We start from the raw sequence: 16,222 nt of genomic DNA on the forward strand, positions 1-16,222 counted from the left end.
GGCAAGCCTCGCTCCTACAGGGTTTTTTGTCGTTCGCAACTATTGTGGACTACCCATCTCCCGTAGGAGCGAGGCTTGCCCGCGAAGAGGCCAGACCACACAACAAAAATCTCTGGATTCAATCCGAACCGCCGCCTAACCACATCACAGCCCTCATGCAACGGAATGGCGCAAAGCAACGCGAAGTCGCTGAGAGTCATCGAGCGCCATGAAGCGGTTTTTTGGATGGGAAATCGGCTTTTCGTAGGGTGGATCAGGATGAAGCGTAGGCATTTGCTTTGCGGACGTGGCGAGAGGTTTCCCTCACGCCACGTCCCATACACCCTCGCTCTTTCAGTCGCGCGGTGATTGCACCAAAAACTCCGCAATCAGCGACGCAACCTGCTCCTGAATCACCTCCCGAGCCCTCCCTCCCTCAGCATCCCCACAAATAATCCCATCTCCCGGCACGTCTTCCTCAAGAAGCGCTACCGCTCCAGGTTTGCACACCGCCATAAAACTAAAGTGGCTAGCGTCTTTAATCTCGACATAGCGCGTCGACGCTTGGGGCAGACGTTTAGCCAAGTCAGCTGACTCCAACTGCGCGGGTAGCTCCTCAGAAGGCACGCCCGCCGCAATCACTAGCGTCGGCACTGGCAGCCCCGCAAGGCTGTCATCAGTCATCCCGCGTGACAGTCCCAGGTCCAGTGAAACAACTGCGGTGACACGTTTATCGCTCAAATCGGCGGCCAGCCGGGCCTTCGATACCGAAGTGCTGGCGGGGTTCATCTGTCGGTAGACGTTGCAACTGGCCAACTTCGTGTGGGTTTTGCAGTCCAGGGCAAAGCGGTCGGGGTCGAAACGGGCGCCGGCGGTTTCCATGACGGTCCAGCCGCCGAGGGAATGGCCCACGGCGGCGATTCGATGCTTGGCGACCGCGCCGAATTGTTGCGGCTGAGCCGTGACCGCGTCGATGGCCCGGCTGAGGTCGGCGGGCCGCCGCCATAACTGCGCCGCAGCTTGAGGGGTGCGGTCTTTGCTGGTGCTGCCGGGGTGGTTGACTGCCGCCACGATGTAACCTTTGTGGGCGAGTGCGCTGGCCAGCCATGTCTGGTTGATCCAATTACCCCCGAAACCGTGGGAGAGCACCACCAATGGATGCTCGCCGGCGGTCGGTGGCGTGTTGGGCACGGCGAGGGCCCCGACAAACGCTGGGTTGTCGCCGAACAATTGAGGGGTGGCGGTGGTTGCGGTGGGGTACCAGACGACCATTTCCAGTGGGCGGTCGTTTTGCGTGTCTGGCAACGTAGAGGCCTGGAAACCGATAGCGTTATCGCCAGCGAATACACTCGTGGTCAGGCAGACCAGAAACAGGGCGCCGAAAGCTGTTTTCAATGTTTTATCTTCCTTGATCAGATTCAACTCTTAACACCTGACATCCGCAGTCAGGCGCATCAATTACTGCGCAGTATCGCCACTCTCCAACCCTTTCAACTTGATCTCCGCCAGCGGATGCCCAGCCTGCACCGCAATCCGCCAGAACCGCGCCGCTTCCACCGGATCCGGCGCCTTGCTCGGCGTCCCCGCCAAACTGATCACTCCCACCTGATACGCCGCTTTGCCATCCCCCGCCAAAGCCGCCAGGCGCAGCAATCGCACACCCTCCTCGCGAGCCCCAAGGCCAACGCCACGAAAGGTCAGGATGTGGCCATAGAAGCTTTGCGCGCCGACATCACCCAGATTGGCCATCCGTGCGAACTGGCCTTCGAGCCAGCTCCAGCCGCGGGGCTGTCGCACGAACCATGACCAGTGAAACAACCGGCGGGCCAGCCAGTAACTGGCCCGTGCCTTGAGGCGTAAAAACACTCAGGCCTCCGCCGATTCCGGGTATTCGTATTCGAACACGCGCACCACTTCCGAAGCGTGCCATGAGGCGGCGGCGACACCGTCGGACGGTCCCGAGAAACGCCCCAGACGCTCGACGCATTCGAAGAAACCGGTGCGTGGCAGGCGGCTGGCACCCTGGCTGATCACCAGCGAGCTGCGCAGCGGCTGCTCGGCCTTGGCGTCCAGCGCAGCCAGATGCTCCAGCGCAGCGGTGAGGGTTTGCATGGCCGGCGTGGGCAACTGCAAACGTTCCAGCAAGGCTCGATAAGTCAGCAGATGCCGTTGGCGGCGGGCCTGATCCAGCTCACCCAACAACCCGTCCCAATGTTGACGACTGATGCGGACGCTCACGATTCATCCCTCCACCCTGGCACCGTCAGTTCCCAGGCCAGACTGCGGCGAATCGCAGCGTCGGGTAGACGCTCGCCACTTTCGATCAGGGCCAGATAAGACGGGCTGATGCCTACCGTGCGGGCCAGCGCCTCGATGGCGATGCCCTTCCCTTCGCGCAAACTGCGTAGTTGATCCAGACCTGGAAGAATCGGGTCTGATGATGTTGCTTGACGCGCCGGCGTGTCGGGCGCCGGTTGTTGGTTGATGCCTGCTGCTTTCAGTAGAGCCTGGTACTGAGCCCACGGCAAAACCGCGTATTCGGGCTCGCCTTCGCGTGTGATTATCTGAATATCCATGACTTCCCCGTAGGACAACGACACTTAGCGAGTCGGCACTTTTCCCTAGAAGTGTAATCCTAACAGCGGCCACGGTCGCGGGGGGTATGAATATAAGGACGATCCTCAATCGAATCAGGTTTTTTTCGGGCCTTGAAGCTGAAGTTGCTCAGGTGTATCGGGGAGCCGCTCCACCACCGCAAGCTTCTCCGGCAACTGACGTTTGCGCCAGGCACGGAACGCATTGAGTTCATCGTCGAGGACTTTCATCAACCAGGCCAGCACGGCAATGTCATCCAGCATGCCGAATACCGGGATGAAGTCGGGGATCGCATCCACCGGACTGAGGAAGTACATCAGGCCGGCCACCACCGAGATCAGCGCCTTCGGGCTGATGGCGCGGTACTCCCCACGCCAGTAGGCCAGGCACAGTGCCTGCATCAGGCGCAGATCGTCTTTGAGTTTGCCCAATCGGTTGCCCTGACTGGCCCCTTTGCTGGCGACGGCGAACAGCAGGGTCGGCAAACGTCCACGGGCAAGCAGGCGTCCGGCGAGTGGCAGGAAACGAGCGAAATTCCAAGGTGCTTTCATCATTCCTCCCGCTGAAATGTTATCCACACAAATTGTGGATAACCTTGTGAACAGAGCTATATTTCACGGCTGAAAGCCCCGTTTCATAAGGGCTCAACTCAGATCGGGCGTTTTTTACTCACATAAAAAAACCCAAGATTTCATTGACTTGGCGCGCCGGCGCGGCTAGCACGGCGTCCTCAATGGCTATGACTGCACCGTACAGCATCCGTTCGCTTTGTTTACCCTCGCTGAACGCCAGATGCAACAACGCCCCGCATAAAGCGAGGCGTTGTTTTTAAAGCAGACGCTGATTACTTGGCGGCGTCTTCTTTTGCTGGATCCTTGATCGCCAGCAGTTCCAGGTCGAATACCAGCACCGAGTTGGCTGGAATCGCCGGGCTTGGGCTTTGGGCGCCGTAGGCCAGCTCGCTAGGAATGTACAGCTTGTACTTCTCGCCAACGTGCATCAGTTGCAGGCCTTCGACCCAACCCGGAATCACGCCGCTGACCGGCAGATCGATCGGGCTGCCACGGTCGACGGAGCTGTCAAAGGTAGTGCCGTCGGTCAGCTTGCCGGTGTAGTGAACAGTCACTACGTCGGTCGGCTTTGGCTGTGCGCCATCAGCTTTCTTGACCACTTCGTATTGCAGGCCCGAAGCAGTGGTGGTGACACCCGCTTTCTTGGCGTTTTCTTCGAGGAATTTCTTGCCGGCGGCTGCCGACTCTTCGCTCATTTTGGCCATACGCTCTTCAGCACGCTTCTGCAGTGCTGCGAAGGCTTCGACCAGTTCTTCATCCTTCAGCTTCTGTTCTTTCTTGCCGACGGCGTCTTCGATGCCTTGGGCTACGGCTTTGGAGTCCAGGTCATCCATGCCTTCCTGAGCCAGGCTCTTGCCCATGTTCAGGCCAATCCCGTAGGAAGCTTTTTGCGCCGGGGTTTTCAGCTCTACGCTGGTCTGCGAGTCACAACCCGCAAGTACCAGGCTAACCAGGGCCACCGCCGCCGCCAACCGATGCTGTTTCATGCTATTTCCTTGTTCATGCGCCTAAAGGGCAATCGAGTAAAGCCGCGAGCTTATCAGGCGGCCACGACCAATGGCTACCGGCATGAGAGCAGGAAACTTCTGATAAGTTCAGGTGTTTTAACGCATTTCGGGATTGCAGCGATGAAGCTTCTGTCATCTTGGGCCCCACAGAGACGAATACCGGATCCCACAGCATCTGGCGTAATGGCCACTTGCCGCACCTCAAGCACTGAGGCATAAGAGAGCTACAAAATCGACAAGGATGTTTATCTTGCGCCTCTTATTCCGCCTGCTGGCGTTGTTCGCTGTGCTGCTGGGGCTGGGCCTGGCCGTGGTGCTGTACTACGTCGCCAACCCGAAATTGCCGACCTGGTCCCCCGCACAACAGGTGCATTACCTGGAACAGTGGAGCGCCGCCGACCGCCAGACTTACTACTTCACCCCCCAGGGCACTCAGGTCAAAGGCTTGCGCTATGACTGGTTCAATGAGCTCGAACTGCCCTTCTCGGAACAACGCTTCGCCACCCCCGAATACCTCGCACGCTTTGGTTTCCTGATCGACCCCGAGCAGAAAGCCACACCGAACAACCCTGCCAACTTGCCCGTGGGGTTTGCCCGCCATCAAAACCCCGGCAGCCAGGACGAGTTCCTCGACATCACCTGCGCCGCCTGCCACACCGGTGAATTGCGTTTCAATGGCCAGGCCGTGCGGATCGACGGCGGTTCGGCGCAGCATGTCCTGCCTTCCAGTGTTCCTACACTACGCGGTGGCAGTTTCGGACAAGCACTTGTCGCCAGTCTGGTCTCGACTTATTACAACCCGTGGAAATTCGAACGTTTCGCCCGCAACGTGCTGGGCGAGGACTACGACACCCGCCGCCAACAGTTGCGCCAAGACTTCAAAGCCTCCCTCAATACGTTCGTGAAAGTGGCCTGGAACGATACCCATCGCGGGCTCTATCCCACCGAGGAAGGCCCCGGCCGCACCGACGCTTTCGGGCGCATTGCCAATGCCAGCTTCGGCGATGCGATTTCACCTGATAATTACCGCGTGGCGGATGCGCCGGTGGACTACCCGCAACTGTGGGACATGTGGACCTTTGACTGGGTGCAATGGAACGGTTCGGCGCAGCAACCGATGGCCCGCAACATCGGCGAAGCGCTGGGCGTCGGTGCCACCCTGGATTTCTTCGACGCCAATGGCCAGCCGCTCAAAGGTGACGAGCGCTATCCGTCGAGTGTCCGCTTGCGCGACTTGCACCAGATCGAACAAACCCTGCAACGGCTCAAACCACCGGCCTGGCCCGAAACGCTGCTCGGCGCTGTCGATAAGCCTCTGGCCGTCAAAGGTCGCGAATTGTTCAGCGAAAACTGCGCCGGTTGCCACGTGCCTCGATCGGTCCAGACCAACGGGCGTTGGGTGCAACACCTGAAAATGCTGCCGGTGGATTACATCGGCACAGACCCGGGCGCGGCCAATAACATCGCCGACCATCGTTTCGACCTCAGCGCCTTGCAATGGGACCCGGCGGAGCTGGCGAAACTGGATGTGCAGTTGCAGCCGCCGCCCGCCGAACCGCTGGACATGAGCAAACTCTCGTCAGCCAAAGGCCTGGCCTACGTCACCGCTTTCGTCGGAAACCGTGCTTATCGCGAGGCGAAAATCCCCGAGGCCGAGCGTCCGGAGATGGATGGCTTCGGCCTGCCGATTGGCGTGCGTGAATTGCGCGCCTACAAGGCCCGTCCGTTGGCCGGCGTCTGGGCGACGGCGCCGTTTCTGCACAACGGTTCGGTGCCAAGCATCTATCAACTGCTCTCGCCCCAGGATGAACGCGCAACGACCTTCTTCAAAGGCACGTTCGAGTACGACCCCAGGCACCTGGGCTATCGCACCGAGGCCTTTACCAATGGCTTCAAGTTCGACACGCGCATCACCGGCAATCACAACAGCGGCCACGAATTCCGTGCTGGCAAATTGGGTAACGGCGTCATCGGTCGCCTGCTGCAACCGCAGGAGCGCTGGGCGCTGCTGGAGTATCTGAAAGTACTGGGCGGCCCGTTGGAGGCACAATTGCCATGAGCAGACTGTGGATGTGGTTGGGCGCCTTTCTCGGCAAAACCCTGTTGTGGTTACTGGGCCTAGGAGTACTCGGCTGGGCGCTGGCCACGGCGTGGCTTGCCTGGCAGCACAGTGGACCGGTATCCGCTGAAGAACTGATCCCGAATGGCGAAGCGGCGATGACTCAGGACATCATCCAGACGGCCGTGCGCATCGTCGATCAGCACCGGGAAAGCACCCGCTACCTGCGTGATGCGCACGCCAAGGCCCATGGCTGCGTGAAGGCCGAAGTCCAGGTCCTGCCGGATCTGACGCAAGCGCTGCGTCAGGGCGTATTCAGCGAACCCGGCAAAACCTGGCAAGCGACGATGCGGCTGTCCAACGGCAATGCCTATCCACAGTTCGACAGTATCCGCGATGCCCGGGGCATGGCGATCAAGTTGCACGACGTGCCCGGCAAACAACTGCTCACCGATCAACAAAGCCGTGGCGAACAGGACTTTGTGATGTTCAGCCACCCGAATTTCTTCGTCAGCGATGTCGCCGAATACCGTCAGAATGTGGCCGCCCAGGCCGATGGCAAGAAGCTGATGGCGTTTTTCCCCGGATGGGATCCGCGCACGTGGCAGGTCCGTCATCTGTTTATCGCTTTGGCGACACTCTCCCCTGCGCCGGAAAGTCCGACGCAGACGGCGTACTTTTCGGTCTCGCCCTACAAGTTCGGTAACGCCAATGCGAAGTTTCGGGTGACGCCCGACCCTGACAGTTGCCCGGCCTACACGTTGCCGGCGCAGAACCAGAAGCTGCCGAATTTTTTACGCAATGCGCTGAATCAGCAGTTGTCGACGGATCGGGTGCCCGCGTGCTTTGTCTTGCAGATCCAGCGCCAGGATCCGGGCAAGTACATGCCGATCGAGGACACGAGTATCCAATGGAAGGAAAAGGATGCGCCGTTCGAAACCGTGGCACGGATCAGGCTGCCCGCCCAGGACTTCGACACGCCAGCGCTAAACGTGCAATGCGATAACCAATCGTTCAACCCGTGGTTCGGGCTTGAGGCTCATCGCCCGATTGGCGGGATCAACCGTCTGCGCAAGGCGGTGTACGAAGCGGTCAGCGATTACCGCCACAGCCGCAACGCCGAGCAATAAAGCCAAATCCCGGACAGCAAAAAGCCCGCATAAAGCGGGCTTTCTGTGTGGTGACCTGGCGTTCAGCGTTCCAGATTACCGAATATGGCGCAGCGGACGGGACTCGAACCCGCGACCCCCGGCGTGACAGGCCGGTATTCTAACCGACTGAACTACCGCTGCGCGTAGCGTTGAAAGTAAGTGGTGGGTGATGACGGGATCGAACCGCCGACATTCTGCTTGTAAGGCAGACGCTCTCCCAGCTGAGCTAATCACCCTTTACCTTCGTTGCGGGGCGCATTGTGCCACAGATTTTCGTAAAGTGTTGATTTAATTGAATAAATCTTCAAAAAAATCTGAAAACCGGTGAAACAACACATTCCGCAGGAACAACAGACAGAAAAAAACCCGCATTGAGCGGGCTTTTCCGTGGTGACCTGGCGTTCAGCGTTCCAGGTTACCGAATATGGCGCAGCGGACGGGACTCGAACCCGCGACCCCCGGCGTGACAGGCCGGTATTCTAACCGACTGAACTACCGCTGCGCGTAACACTAAAGCGAATGGTGGGTGATGACGGGATCGAACCGCCGACATTCTGCTTGTAAGGCAGACGCTCTCCCAGCTGAGCTAATCACCCTTCACTTTCGGTGTGGCGCGCATTCTACGGAGCGACCCAACCTCTGGCAAGCACTTTTTACAATAATTTTTGCAGGCCTTCCAAAGGCTTAGAGAAGGGTTGGCCTATGGCTTCGCTAAGAGAATAATGCCCCCCTTTGTATAAAGGAGAGACTCGCCCCATGTGGTTCAAAAACCTGCTTATCTATCGCCTGACCCAAGATCTGCCTTTTGATGCCGAGGCGTTGGAAACTGCACTGGCCACCAAACTGGCGCGTTCATGTGCAAGCCAGGAGTTGACCACCTATGGTTTCGTCGCGCCCTTCGGCAAAGGCGAAGATGCCCCCCTGGTGCACGTCAGCGGCGACTTCCTGCTGATCTCCGCCCGTAAGGAAGAGCGCATCTTGCCGGGCAGCGTCGTGCGTGACGCTGTGAAGGAAAAGGTCGAAGAGATCGAAGCCGAACAAATGCGCAAGGTCTATAAAAAGGAACGCGACCAGATCAAGGATGAAATCATCCAGGCGTTCCTGCCGCGTGCCTTTATCCGTCGTTCGTCGACCTTCGCTGCTATCGCGCCGAAACAAGGCCTGATCCTGGTCAACTCGGCCAGCCCGAAACGCGCCGAAGACCTGCTATCGACCCTGCGCGAAGTGATCGGCACACTGCCGGTACGTCCGCTGACCGTTAAAATGTCGCCAACCGCGACCATGACCGAATGGGTCACCACCCAGAAAGCCGCGGACGACTTCTTTGTGCTGGACGAGTGCGAACTGCGCGACACCCACGAAGACGGTGGCATCGTGCGTTGCAAGCGTCAGGACCTGACCAGCGAAGAAATCCAGTTGCACTTGAGCACCGGCAAAGTGGTGACTCAGCTGTCGCTGGCCTGGCAAGACAAGCTGTCTTTCGTCCTCGACGACAAGATGGTGGTCAAGCGCCTGAAGTTCGAAGACCTGCTGCAAGACCAGGCAGAGCAGGACGGCGGCGAAGAAGCCCTCGGCCAGCTGGACGCCAGCTTCACCTTGATGATGCTGACCTTCGGCGACTTCCTGCCAGCCCTGGTTGAAGCGTTGGGCGGTGAAGAGCTTCCGCAAGGGATCTAAAAGCGTGTGATATCACTGTGGGAGCAAGCCTGCTCGCGAAGGCGTTGTGACAGTCGGCATTTATGTCGACTGATACACCGCATTCGCGAGCAGGCTCGCTCCCACATTGGTTTTTGTGGTGTTACTTAATAATAAGGATCAGGCCATGCGCGCCCTCGCTGCATTGAGTCGTTTTGTCGGCAACACCTTCGCTTACTGGGTACTGATTTTCGCGGTCGTGGCGTTCTTGCAGCCGACGTGGTTTATCGGCCTGAAAGGCGCGATCGTGCCGCTGCTGGGCTTGGTGATGTTCGGCATGGGCCTGACACTCAAACTCGAAGACTTCGCCGAAGTCGCTCGCCATCCGTGGCGCGTGGCGCTGGGCGTGGTTGCACATTTCGTGATCATGCCCGGTGTGGCGTGGTTGCTCTGCCAGGCGTTTCACCTGCCACCGGAAATCGCCGTCGGCGTGATCCTGGTCGGCTGCTGCCCAAGCGGCACCTCGTCGAACGTGATGACCTGGCTGGCACGCGGTGACCTGGCGCTCTCGGTGGCCATCGCCGCCGTCACCACCCTCCTCGCTCCGCTGCTGACCCCGGCGCTGATCTGGCTGCTGGCCTCGGCGTGGCTGCCGGTGTCCTTCATGGAGCTGTTCTGGTCGATCCTGCAAGTGGTGCTGTTGCCGATCGTGCTGGGTGTGGTTGCCCAGCGTTTGCTCGGCAGCCGGGTGCGTCATGCGGTGGAAGTATTGCCGCTGATTTCGGTGGTGAGCATCGTGATCATCGTCACCGCCGTGGTGGCCGCCAGCCAGGCGAAGATTGCCGAGTCCGGCCTGCTGATCATGGCCGTGGTGATGTTGCACAACAGCTTCGGTTATCTGCTGGGTTACTTCACCGGGCGCCTGTTCAAGTTGCCGCTGGCCCAACGCAAATCCCTGGCACTGGAAGTCGGCATGCAGAACTCCGGCCTCGGTGCTGCGTTGGCCAGTGCGCACTTCTCGCCACTGGCGGCGGTGCCTAGCGCGTTGTTCAGCGTCTGGCACAACATTTCGGGGGCGTTGCTCTCGACGTATTTCCGTCGCATGAGCGAAAAACAAGACCGGGAAACCGCAGTTCAGCAAGCGGCCGAGTAATCCGAAAACTTGATCCCCGGGTTAATGATGGGCACTCTATGGCGCAACGCGAGGACGACCTCGCGGCTCGATCGAGTCATTAATCTGGGGACGACCCCGTCAATCGATGGAGGTCTTTCATGTCCTGGATCATTCTGTTTTTCGCCGGCCTGTTCGAAGTCGGCTGGGCCGTCGGCCTGAAATACACCGACGGTTTCAGCCGCCCTCTCCCCACCGCATTGACCGTTGCCGCTATGGCGATCAGCCTTGGCTTGCTGGGCCTTGCCATGAAGGAATTGCCGCTGGGCACGGCCTATGCGATCTGGACCGGTGTGGGTGCGGTGGGCACGGTGATCGCCGGGATCATTTTGTTTGGTGAATCCATGGCGCTGTTCAGGCTGGCCAGTGTGGCGTTGATTATTGCCGGGTTGATTGGGCTGAAGGTCAGCGCCTGACCTTTAGATCGCCTTCGCGGGCGAGCCTCTTTCCTGCAGGGTTTCTGGCGCATCCCGAATGATGGATATGCCACAAACCCCGCAGGAGCGAGGCTTGCCCGCGAAGAGGCCCTCACAGTCACCGACTATCTAACGGCCCCACGCAAATCCCCGACCATCGCCTGCAACGTCGCCGGCTCCGCCGCCTCAACCGCCACCGCCGGCCCCGCCACCAACGTCACCCGCGACCACAACCGACGAAACAAGCCCTTGCCCGGATCGCGGCTGAAGAAACTCCCCCACAACCCTTGCAACGCCAGTGGAATCACCGGCACCGGCGTCTCTTCGAGAATGCGCACCAGCCCGCCCTTGAACTCACTCATCTCCCCGTCAGCGGTCAACTTGCCTTCCGGGAAGATGCACACCAGTTCACCGTCCTTCAGGTATTGAGCGATACGCGTGAAGGCTTTTTCGTAGATTTGAATGTCTTCCTGGCGCCCCGCAATCGGAATCGTCCCCGCCGTGCGAAAGATAAAGTTCAGCACCGGCAGGTTGTAGATCTTGTAGTACATGACAAAGCGAATCGGCCGACGCACCGCACCGCCGATCAGCAACGCATCCACAAACGAAACATGGTTGCAGACCAGTAATGCCGCGCCTTCATCCGGGATCAAATCGAGATTTCGATGCTCCACGCGGTACATCGAATGGCTGAGCAGCCAGATCAGGAAACGCATGGTGAACTCAGGCACGATGCTGAAGATGTAGGCGTTGACGCCGATGTTCAGCAGCGACACCACCAGAAACAGCTGCGGAATCGACAGCTCGACCATGCTCAGGAGCACGATCGAGACAATCGCCGACACCACCATGAACAGTGCGTTGAGAATGTTGTTGGCGGCAATCACCCGCGCCCGCTCGTTTTCGGGGGTGCGCGACTGAATCAGCGCATACAGCGGCACAATGTAGAAACCGCCGAAAATCCCCAGGCCCAGAATGTCGATCAGCACCAGCCAGGCGTGACCAAAACCAAGGATTTCGATCCAGCCGTGGCCGGCAACGCTGTCTGGGATACCGCCGGAATGCCACCACAGCAGCAAGCCAAAGACCGTCAGGCCAAACGAGCCGAACGGCACCAGGCCAATCTCGACTTTGCGTCCGGAGAGCTTCTCGCAGAGCATCGAACCGAGGGCGATGCCCACCGAGAACACCGTCAGAATCAGCGTCACCACGGTCTCGTCGCCGTGCATCCATTCCTTGGCATAGGCCGGGATCTGCGTCAGATAAATCGCCCCGACAAACCAGAACCACGAGTTGCCGACGATGGAACGCGACACCGCAGGCGTTTGCCCCAGGCCCAGTTTCAAAGTGGCCCAGGATTGGCTGAAGATGTTCCAGTTCAGGCGCATTTGCGGCGATGAGGCCGCCGCCCGGGGAATGCTACGACTGGCCAGGTAGCCGAGCACCGCGACAGCGATGATCGCGGTGGACACAATGGGCGCGTAATGACTGGACGACATCATGATCCCGGCGCCGATGGTACCGGCGAGGATCGCCAGGAACGTGCCCATTTCCACCAGCCCGTTGCCACCCACCAACTCTTCTTCACGCAGGGCCTGGGGCAGGATCGAATATTTCACCGGCCCGAACAGCGCCGAGTGCGTGCCCATGGCAAACAGCGCCACCAGCATCAGCGACAGGTGATCGAACAGGAAACCAACGGCGCCGACCGCCATGATGGCGATTTCCCCGAGCTTGATCAGTCGAATCAGCGCGTCCTTGGCGAACTTTTCCCCGAACTGGCCGGCCAGCGCCGAGAACAGAAAGAACGGCAGGATAAACAGCAACGCGCACAGGTTGACCCAGATCGAACGGTCACCGTCGATGGTCAGCTTGTACAGAATGGCGAGGATCAACGACTGCTTGAAGATGTTGTCGTTGAACGCCCCGAGGGACTGCGTGACAAAGAACGGCAGGAAGCGCCGGGTGCGAAGCAAGGTGAACTGTGAGGGGTGGCTCATCTTCCATGGGTCCCTGAGATTGGGTAAAGAGTGGCTTGGCGATTTGCTATTGGAATGTCGAACGTCGATCCAGGCCACACATTACCTAATCTTTGCGGCTTATTTCTTTAATCCTGCAATGCACGGCGAGACAAACAACTCACCCCGCCACGCGCCCCGCACTGTGCGTTTCGAGACAATCAGCCACATCACCACCAGCATCGCCACCAGCACGCAGCCAAAGACATTGAAAAACGCCAGGTTCAAGGTGCTGCCCAGTTTCAACGTCGTCAGAGAATAGACGCCCAGCGGGAAGGTGAAGCCCCACCAGCCCAGGTTGAACGGGATACCGTCGCGCAGGTAACGCACGGTGATCAGCACCGCCATCAGCATCCACCAGAAGCCGAAGCCCCACAGCGTGATCCCGGCCACCAGGCCCAACCCGGCTGCAATTTCACCGATGCCCGGCAGGCCGTTGGCCGCAAAGATGGCCGGCGCATCGGCGCCCAGCAGCAACATGCCCAACGCCCCGGTGCCGATCGGCCCCAGCGCCAGCCAGCTGGAGGCGGCCATGTTTTCGTGAGGCAGTTTATGCAGCGCCATGCGCAGCAACAGAATGGTCAGAATGCTGAACGCCACCGGCAGGGAAAAGGCCCACAGCACGTAGCTGGTTGTCAGCACCACCAGTTGCGAATGGGCATCGGTCAAGTGCGGTGCCAACAGGCCCCCACTGGCGGCCGCCACTTCCGCCGCGACCACAGGCAACAGCCAGACTGCTGTCATCTGGTCGATGCTGTGCTCCTGACGGGTGAACATCATGTAGGGAATCAGCACACCGCAGGCCAGCGACATGACCACATCGAGCCACCACAGCACCTCGGCGACATGAATCACTCCATCGCCCCAGCGCGGCAAGCCGAACACCAGGAAGCCATTGATGATGGTCGCCAACCCCATGGGGATGGTGCCGAAGAACATCGAGACCGTGGAGTGACCGAAGATCCGCCGAGCCTCATCGAAGAACAGCACCCAGCGTGCCGTGTACGCGGCGGTGAATAATACGAACAAGCAGATATTGAGCAGCCAGAGACCTTCGGCCACCGCGTTCAGTCCAGGAATGGCGACGGGCAATTGCGCCAGTGCCAATGCCAGCACGCCCGTGCCCATGGTCGCGGCGAACCAGTTGGGCGTGAATTGGCGAATCGCCTCAAGCGGGTGCTGCAAATGGCTGAACGGTCTTGAACCGAGGGTGGTGCTGTTGGGGCATGTCATGGTGAATTCCTCTCCTCTTGTGAGGTGGAATCCATGGTAGATCCGAATCGAATATCTATATAACGGGTAATATCTCTAACTGTTATCTGCTTTGTAGATATGCGTCAGACGCTACCTTCCGTCTCGATCACCAGGATCCGCGCCGCACCTTGTGGATGGGCAACGTGTTCGGTGCCCACCGAGGCGTAGAAAATGTCGCCGATGTCGAGCAGCGTGTCCTTTTCAACGCCGTCTTCGCGATAGCGCATCTGCACTTGGCCATCGAGTACGACGAACACTTCCTGCCCATCGTTGACGTGCCATTTATACGGCTGATCGGTCCAGTGCAAACGGGTGGTGATGCCGTTCATGTTGGCGATATCCAAGGCGCCCCAGGCGCGATCAGCAGTGAAGGATTTGCTGCGGATGATCTTCATCGGGTGGTCCGTTGAAATGGGTGGCGACGCCAAGGCTAGCGGTCATCGAGCATCGGCGCCACAGACTTTGGCAGGCTGTTGACGCATCAACGCGGGCAGAGCACTGACCGCCAGGATAATCAGCACCGCGCCATAACCATCAGTCGTGGTCACCAGCCCAAAGGCCCGCGTCAGATTCCCCGCCAGCAACGATGGCAGGCAGAACGCCAGATAACTGAGCACATAAAACGCCGACATCAACCCGGCCCGTTCATGAGGCAAGGCTAGCGGCACGACACTGCGCAACGCGCCGAGGAAACTCGCGCCAAAACCGCAACCGGCGACCAGCGTCCCGATGAAAAACAACGGCAGGCTGGCGCTGTGAACCGCCAGTAAAATCAGCGCCACACCGACGGGCAGAATGCTCGCGCCGACCCGCAAGACTTTGTCGGCCGGGCGACTGCGCAAGGTGTAGATCATCAGCGCGCCGGTGACGGTCAGCACCGCCACTGTCGCACCGCCAATCAGATTGGAAGTCGATCCGGTGGCCGTCCGCACAAGGGATGGAGCGAGGGACGCGTAAAAACCGCCGAGCGCCCAGGCGGCGGTGTTGATCGGCAACACCAGCCACAACGCACGCCTTGCCTGGATGGGCACATGCAGGGTCGGGCGCAGCGACGCCAACGCGCCACGTTGCGCACTGACGCTTTCCGGCAGACGCCAGACGTACAGCGCCTGCAACCCGAACATCGCGAGCAGCACCCAGAAAGTCAATTGCAGTGGCAGCGGCGCAAACTCGGCCAACAAACCACAACCCATGGCACCTAACGCCATACCGAGCAGCGGCGCGACGCTATTGATCAGCGGACCTTGCTGGCGATCCGTGTCGAGCAGCGCGGCGCCCAACGCAGCCGTGGCCATCCCGGTAGCAAAACCCTGAAGCACCCGGGCACTGATCAACCAGGCGACGCTGTCGGCATTGATAAAAAGCAGCATGGCCAGCATGTTCAGCGCCACAGCGGTGAAAATCACCGGTTTGCGTCCCAGGTAATCCGAGAGCGAACCGACCGTGAGCAGCGCAGCGAGCAAGCTGATGGCGTAGACGCCGAAGATCAGGGTCAGGGTCGCCGCCGAAAATTGCAGGTGTTCCTGATACAAGTGGTACAGGGGCGTTGGTGCAGTGGAAGCGGCGAGAAAACTCAGTAAAGTGATCGCCAGGAACCACAGGCTGGAACGGTTTGATATCGAGCTGGACATGCGCACACTCCGCAAAAGCTAATTTATTGCTTTTGCGGAGTGTGCTACTGGCCCGCGCTTAAAGCAAATTCTTTGTGTTAAGGTCCGCCGTATGGCTATTAAAGAAGGTTTACGCCCGGGCGGTCGAAGCGCCCGGGTGCAAGAGTCGATTCATTCGGCTGTCCGCGCTCTGCTTGAAGAGCAGGACCGCTCGACCGTGACCGTCCCGCAAATTGCTGCGCGCGCGGGAGTGACGCCGTCGACCATTTATCGGCGCTGGGGCGATTTGTCGGTGTTGCTGGCAGACGTCGCGCTGGCGCGCATGCAACCCGACAGCGAACCCGCCAATACCGGCAGCCTGCGCGGTGACGTGCGAGCCTGGGCCGAGCAATACCTGGACGAGATGAGTTCCGAGCCTGGCCGCAACATGCTTCGCGACGTGCAATGCAGCCTCACACCGGTCTATTGCACGACGATCATTGGCGGGCAGTTGCAGACGATTCTGGACCGTTACCCGGATCAGCCGAAGCCGAGTGTTGATCGATTGATCAACCTGGTGGCGGCACCGACGGTGTTTCGGATCCTGTTTTCAGCGGCGGCACTGGAGGTTGAGGAGTTGCATCAGTTGATCGAGATTGCTTTGAATCAGTGAGGCCGTTTTCGCGGGCAAGTCGCGCCGCATCTCACGCTCCTACAGGCTTTTTTGTCGTTCGCAGATTATGTAAACGACACATAACCTGTAGGAGCGTGAGATG

At 59.4% G+C, this 16,222-nt stretch carries 16 protein-coding genes and 4 tRNA genes; 6 read left to right on the plus strand and 14 right to left on the minus strand.

Annotated features, from left to right (window positions below):
• Positions 1–333: 333 nt before the first annotated feature.
• From QMX98_RS23145 to QMX98_RS23170, 6 genes are all read right to left on the minus strand, one after another.
• The gene (locus tag QMX98_RS23145; RefSeq protein ID WP_282411438.1) at positions 334–1,374 is read right to left on the minus strand and encodes an alpha/beta fold hydrolase; all 1,041 of its coding nucleotides are present in this window, start codon (positions 1,372–1,374) and stop codon (positions 334–336) included.
• Between the two features lie 63 nt (positions 1,375–1,437).
• The gene (locus QMX98_RS23150) at positions 1,438–1,845 is read right to left on the minus strand and encodes a sel1 repeat family protein (protein ID WP_083376029.1); all 408 of its coding nucleotides are present in this window, start codon (positions 1,843–1,845) and stop codon (positions 1,438–1,440) included.
• On the minus strand, positions 1,846–2,217 hold the full coding sequence (locus tag QMX98_RS23155; RefSeq protein ID WP_003223109.1) for a hypothetical protein: 372 nt from the start codon (positions 2,215–2,217) through the stop codon (positions 1,846–1,848). It lies immediately after the preceding gene.
• The gene (locus QMX98_RS23160; protein ID WP_077748155.1) at positions 2,214–2,555 is read right to left on the minus strand and encodes a helix-turn-helix transcriptional regulator; all 342 of its coding nucleotides are present in this window, start codon (positions 2,553–2,555) and stop codon (positions 2,214–2,216) included. The genes QMX98_RS23155 and QMX98_RS23160 overlap by 4 nt, the downstream gene beginning before the upstream one ends.
• 114 nt (positions 2,556–2,669) lie before the next feature.
• Positions 2,670–3,125, minus strand: coding sequence for a YkvA family protein (locus QMX98_RS23165; protein WP_010456751.1), 456 nt, complete (start codon positions 3,123–3,125; stop codon positions 2,670–2,672).
• A 293-nt stretch (positions 3,126–3,418) separates the two neighbouring features.
• Complete coding sequence (locus QMX98_RS23170) at positions 3,419–4,132, minus strand: FKBP-type peptidyl-prolyl cis-trans isomerase (protein ID WP_010456752.1); 714 nt, start codon at positions 4,130–4,132, stop codon at positions 3,419–3,421.
• A gap of 271 nt (positions 4,133–4,403) precedes the next feature.
• On the opposite strand from QMX98_RS23170, the gene QMX98_RS23175 reads away from it, so the two are divergent.
• Both QMX98_RS23175 and QMX98_RS23180 read left to right on the plus strand, forming a co-directional pair.
• A complete protein-coding gene (locus QMX98_RS23175) occupies positions 4,404–6,212 on the plus strand; it encodes a di-heme-cytochrome C peroxidase (protein WP_282411435.1) in 1,809 nt (602 codons plus the stop codon).
• Positions 6,209–7,342 carry a catalase family protein gene (locus tag QMX98_RS23180; RefSeq protein WP_282411436.1) on the plus strand — a complete coding sequence of 378 codons (1,134 nt, stop codon included), beginning with the start codon at positions 6,209–6,211 and terminating at the stop codon, positions 7,340–7,342. The genes QMX98_RS23175 and QMX98_RS23180 overlap by 4 nt, the downstream gene beginning before the upstream one ends.
• 85 nt (positions 7,343–7,427) lie before the next feature.
• Here QMX98_RS23180 and QMX98_RS23185 read toward each other — a convergent pair.
• The 4 genes from QMX98_RS23185 to QMX98_RS23200 form a co-directional block, all read right to left on the minus strand.
• Positions 7,428–7,504 (minus strand) — tRNA-Asp (locus QMX98_RS23185).
• Between the two features lie 19 nt (positions 7,505–7,523).
• Positions 7,524–7,599: transfer RNA gene (locus tag QMX98_RS23190), tRNA-Val, on the minus strand.
• Positions 7,600–7,788: 189 nt separating this feature from the next.
• Positions 7,789–7,865, minus strand: a tRNA-Asp gene (locus QMX98_RS23195).
• Positions 7,866–7,883: 18 nt separating this feature from the next.
• Positions 7,884–7,959, minus strand: a tRNA-Val gene (locus QMX98_RS23200).
• Positions 7,960–8,119: 160 nt separating this feature from the next.
• On the opposite strand from QMX98_RS23200, the gene rdgC reads away from it, so the two are divergent.
• The 3 genes from rdgC to sugE all read left to right on the plus strand — a co-directional run bounded on the left by rdgC (position 8,120) and on the right by sugE (position 10,585).
• On the plus strand, positions 8,120–9,040 hold the full coding sequence (gene rdgC, locus QMX98_RS23205) for a recombination-associated protein RdgC (protein ID WP_077749804.1): 921 nt from the start codon (positions 8,120–8,122) through the stop codon (positions 9,038–9,040).
• A 145-nt stretch (positions 9,041–9,185) separates the two neighbouring features.
• Positions 9,186–10,151: a bile acid:sodium symporter family protein gene (locus QMX98_RS23210; protein WP_077749803.1), complete on the plus strand. Its 966-nt coding sequence runs from the start codon at positions 9,186–9,188 to the stop codon at positions 10,149–10,151.
• Between the two features lie 119 nt (positions 10,152–10,270).
• Positions 10,271–10,585 (plus strand): quaternary ammonium compound efflux SMR transporter SugE, encoded by a 315-nt coding sequence (gene sugE, locus QMX98_RS23215; RefSeq protein ID WP_010456757.1) that lies wholly within the window; start codon positions 10,271–10,273, stop codon positions 10,583–10,585.
• A gap of 125 nt (positions 10,586–10,710) precedes the next feature.
• On the opposite strand, the gene QMX98_RS23220 is transcribed toward sugE, so the two are convergent.
• The 4 genes from QMX98_RS23220 to QMX98_RS23235 all read right to left on the minus strand — a co-directional run bounded on the left by QMX98_RS23220 (position 10,711) and on the right by QMX98_RS23235 (position 15,488).
• Positions 10,711–12,585 (minus strand): MFS transporter, encoded by a 1,875-nt coding sequence (locus tag QMX98_RS23220; protein ID WP_010456758.1) that lies wholly within the window; start codon positions 12,583–12,585, stop codon positions 10,711–10,713.
• Positions 12,586–12,684: 99 nt separating this feature from the next.
• Positions 12,685–13,836: a TDT family transporter gene (locus QMX98_RS23225; protein ID WP_282411437.1), complete on the minus strand. Its 1,152-nt coding sequence runs from the start codon at positions 13,834–13,836 to the stop codon at positions 12,685–12,687.
• A gap of 104 nt (positions 13,837–13,940) precedes the next feature.
• Positions 13,941–14,252, minus strand: coding sequence for a cupin (locus QMX98_RS23230; protein ID WP_010456760.1), 312 nt, complete (start codon positions 14,250–14,252; stop codon positions 13,941–13,943).
• A 42-nt stretch (positions 14,253–14,294) separates the two neighbouring features.
• Positions 14,295–15,488, minus strand: coding sequence for an MFS transporter (locus QMX98_RS23235; protein WP_010456761.1), 1,194 nt, complete (start codon positions 15,486–15,488; stop codon positions 14,295–14,297).
• Positions 15,489–15,579: 91 nt separating this feature from the next.
• On the opposite strand from QMX98_RS23235, the gene QMX98_RS23240 reads away from it, so the two are divergent.
• Entirely contained in the window at positions 15,580–16,119 is a 540-nt protein-coding gene (locus tag QMX98_RS23240) for a TetR/AcrR family transcriptional regulator (RefSeq protein ID WP_010456762.1), read from the plus strand.
• Positions 16,120–16,222: the final 103 nt, after the last annotated feature.

Source organism: Pseudomonas sp. PS02303 (assembly GCF_029959925.1).
GTDB lineage: Bacteria > Pseudomonadota > Gammaproteobacteria > Pseudomonadales > Pseudomonadaceae > Aquipseudomonas > Aquipseudomonas mandelii.

Excerpts from the sequence above, each read along its gene's own strand:
- QMX98_RS23240 (WP_010456762.1), top strand. The coding sequence starts at position 15,580 with ATGGCTATTAAAGAAGGTTTACGCCCGGGCGGTCGAAGCGCCCGGGTG.
- QMX98_RS23170 (WP_010456752.1), bottom strand. The coding sequence starts at position 4,132 with ATGAAACAGCATCGGTTGGCGGCGGCGGTGGCCCTGGTTAGCCTGGTA.
- QMX98_RS23220 (WP_010456758.1), bottom strand. The coding sequence starts at position 12,585 with ATGAGCCACCCCTCACAGTTCACCTTGCTTCGCACCCGGCGCTTCCTG.
- QMX98_RS23180 (WP_282411436.1), top strand. The coding sequence starts at position 6,209 with ATGAGCAGACTGTGGATGTGGTTGGGCGCCTTTCTCGGCAAAACCCTG.
- QMX98_RS23225 (WP_282411437.1), bottom strand. The coding sequence starts at position 13,836 with ATGACATGCCCCAACAGCACCACCCTCGGTTCAAGACCGTTCAGCCAT.
- QMX98_RS23165 (WP_010456751.1), bottom strand. The coding sequence starts at position 3,125 with ATGAAAGCACCTTGGAATTTCGCTCGTTTCCTGCCACTCGCCGGACGC.
- QMX98_RS23235 (WP_010456761.1), bottom strand. The coding sequence starts at position 15,488 with ATGTCCAGCTCGATATCAAACCGTTCCAGCCTGTGGTTCCTGGCGATC.
- sugE (WP_010456757.1), top strand. The coding sequence starts at position 10,271 with ATGTCCTGGATCATTCTGTTTTTCGCCGGCCTGTTCGAAGTCGGCTGG.
- QMX98_RS23210 (WP_077749803.1), top strand. The coding sequence starts at position 9,186 with ATGCGCGCCCTCGCTGCATTGAGTCGTTTTGTCGGCAACACCTTCGCT.
- QMX98_RS23230 (WP_010456760.1), bottom strand. The coding sequence starts at position 14,252 with ATGAAGATCATCCGCAGCAAATCCTTCACTGCTGATCGCGCCTGGGGC.
- rdgC (WP_077749804.1), top strand. The coding sequence starts at position 8,120 with ATGTGGTTCAAAAACCTGCTTATCTATCGCCTGACCCAAGATCTGCCT.
- QMX98_RS23160 (WP_077748155.1), bottom strand. The coding sequence starts at position 2,555 with ATGGATATTCAGATAATCACACGCGAAGGCGAGCCCGAATACGCGGTT.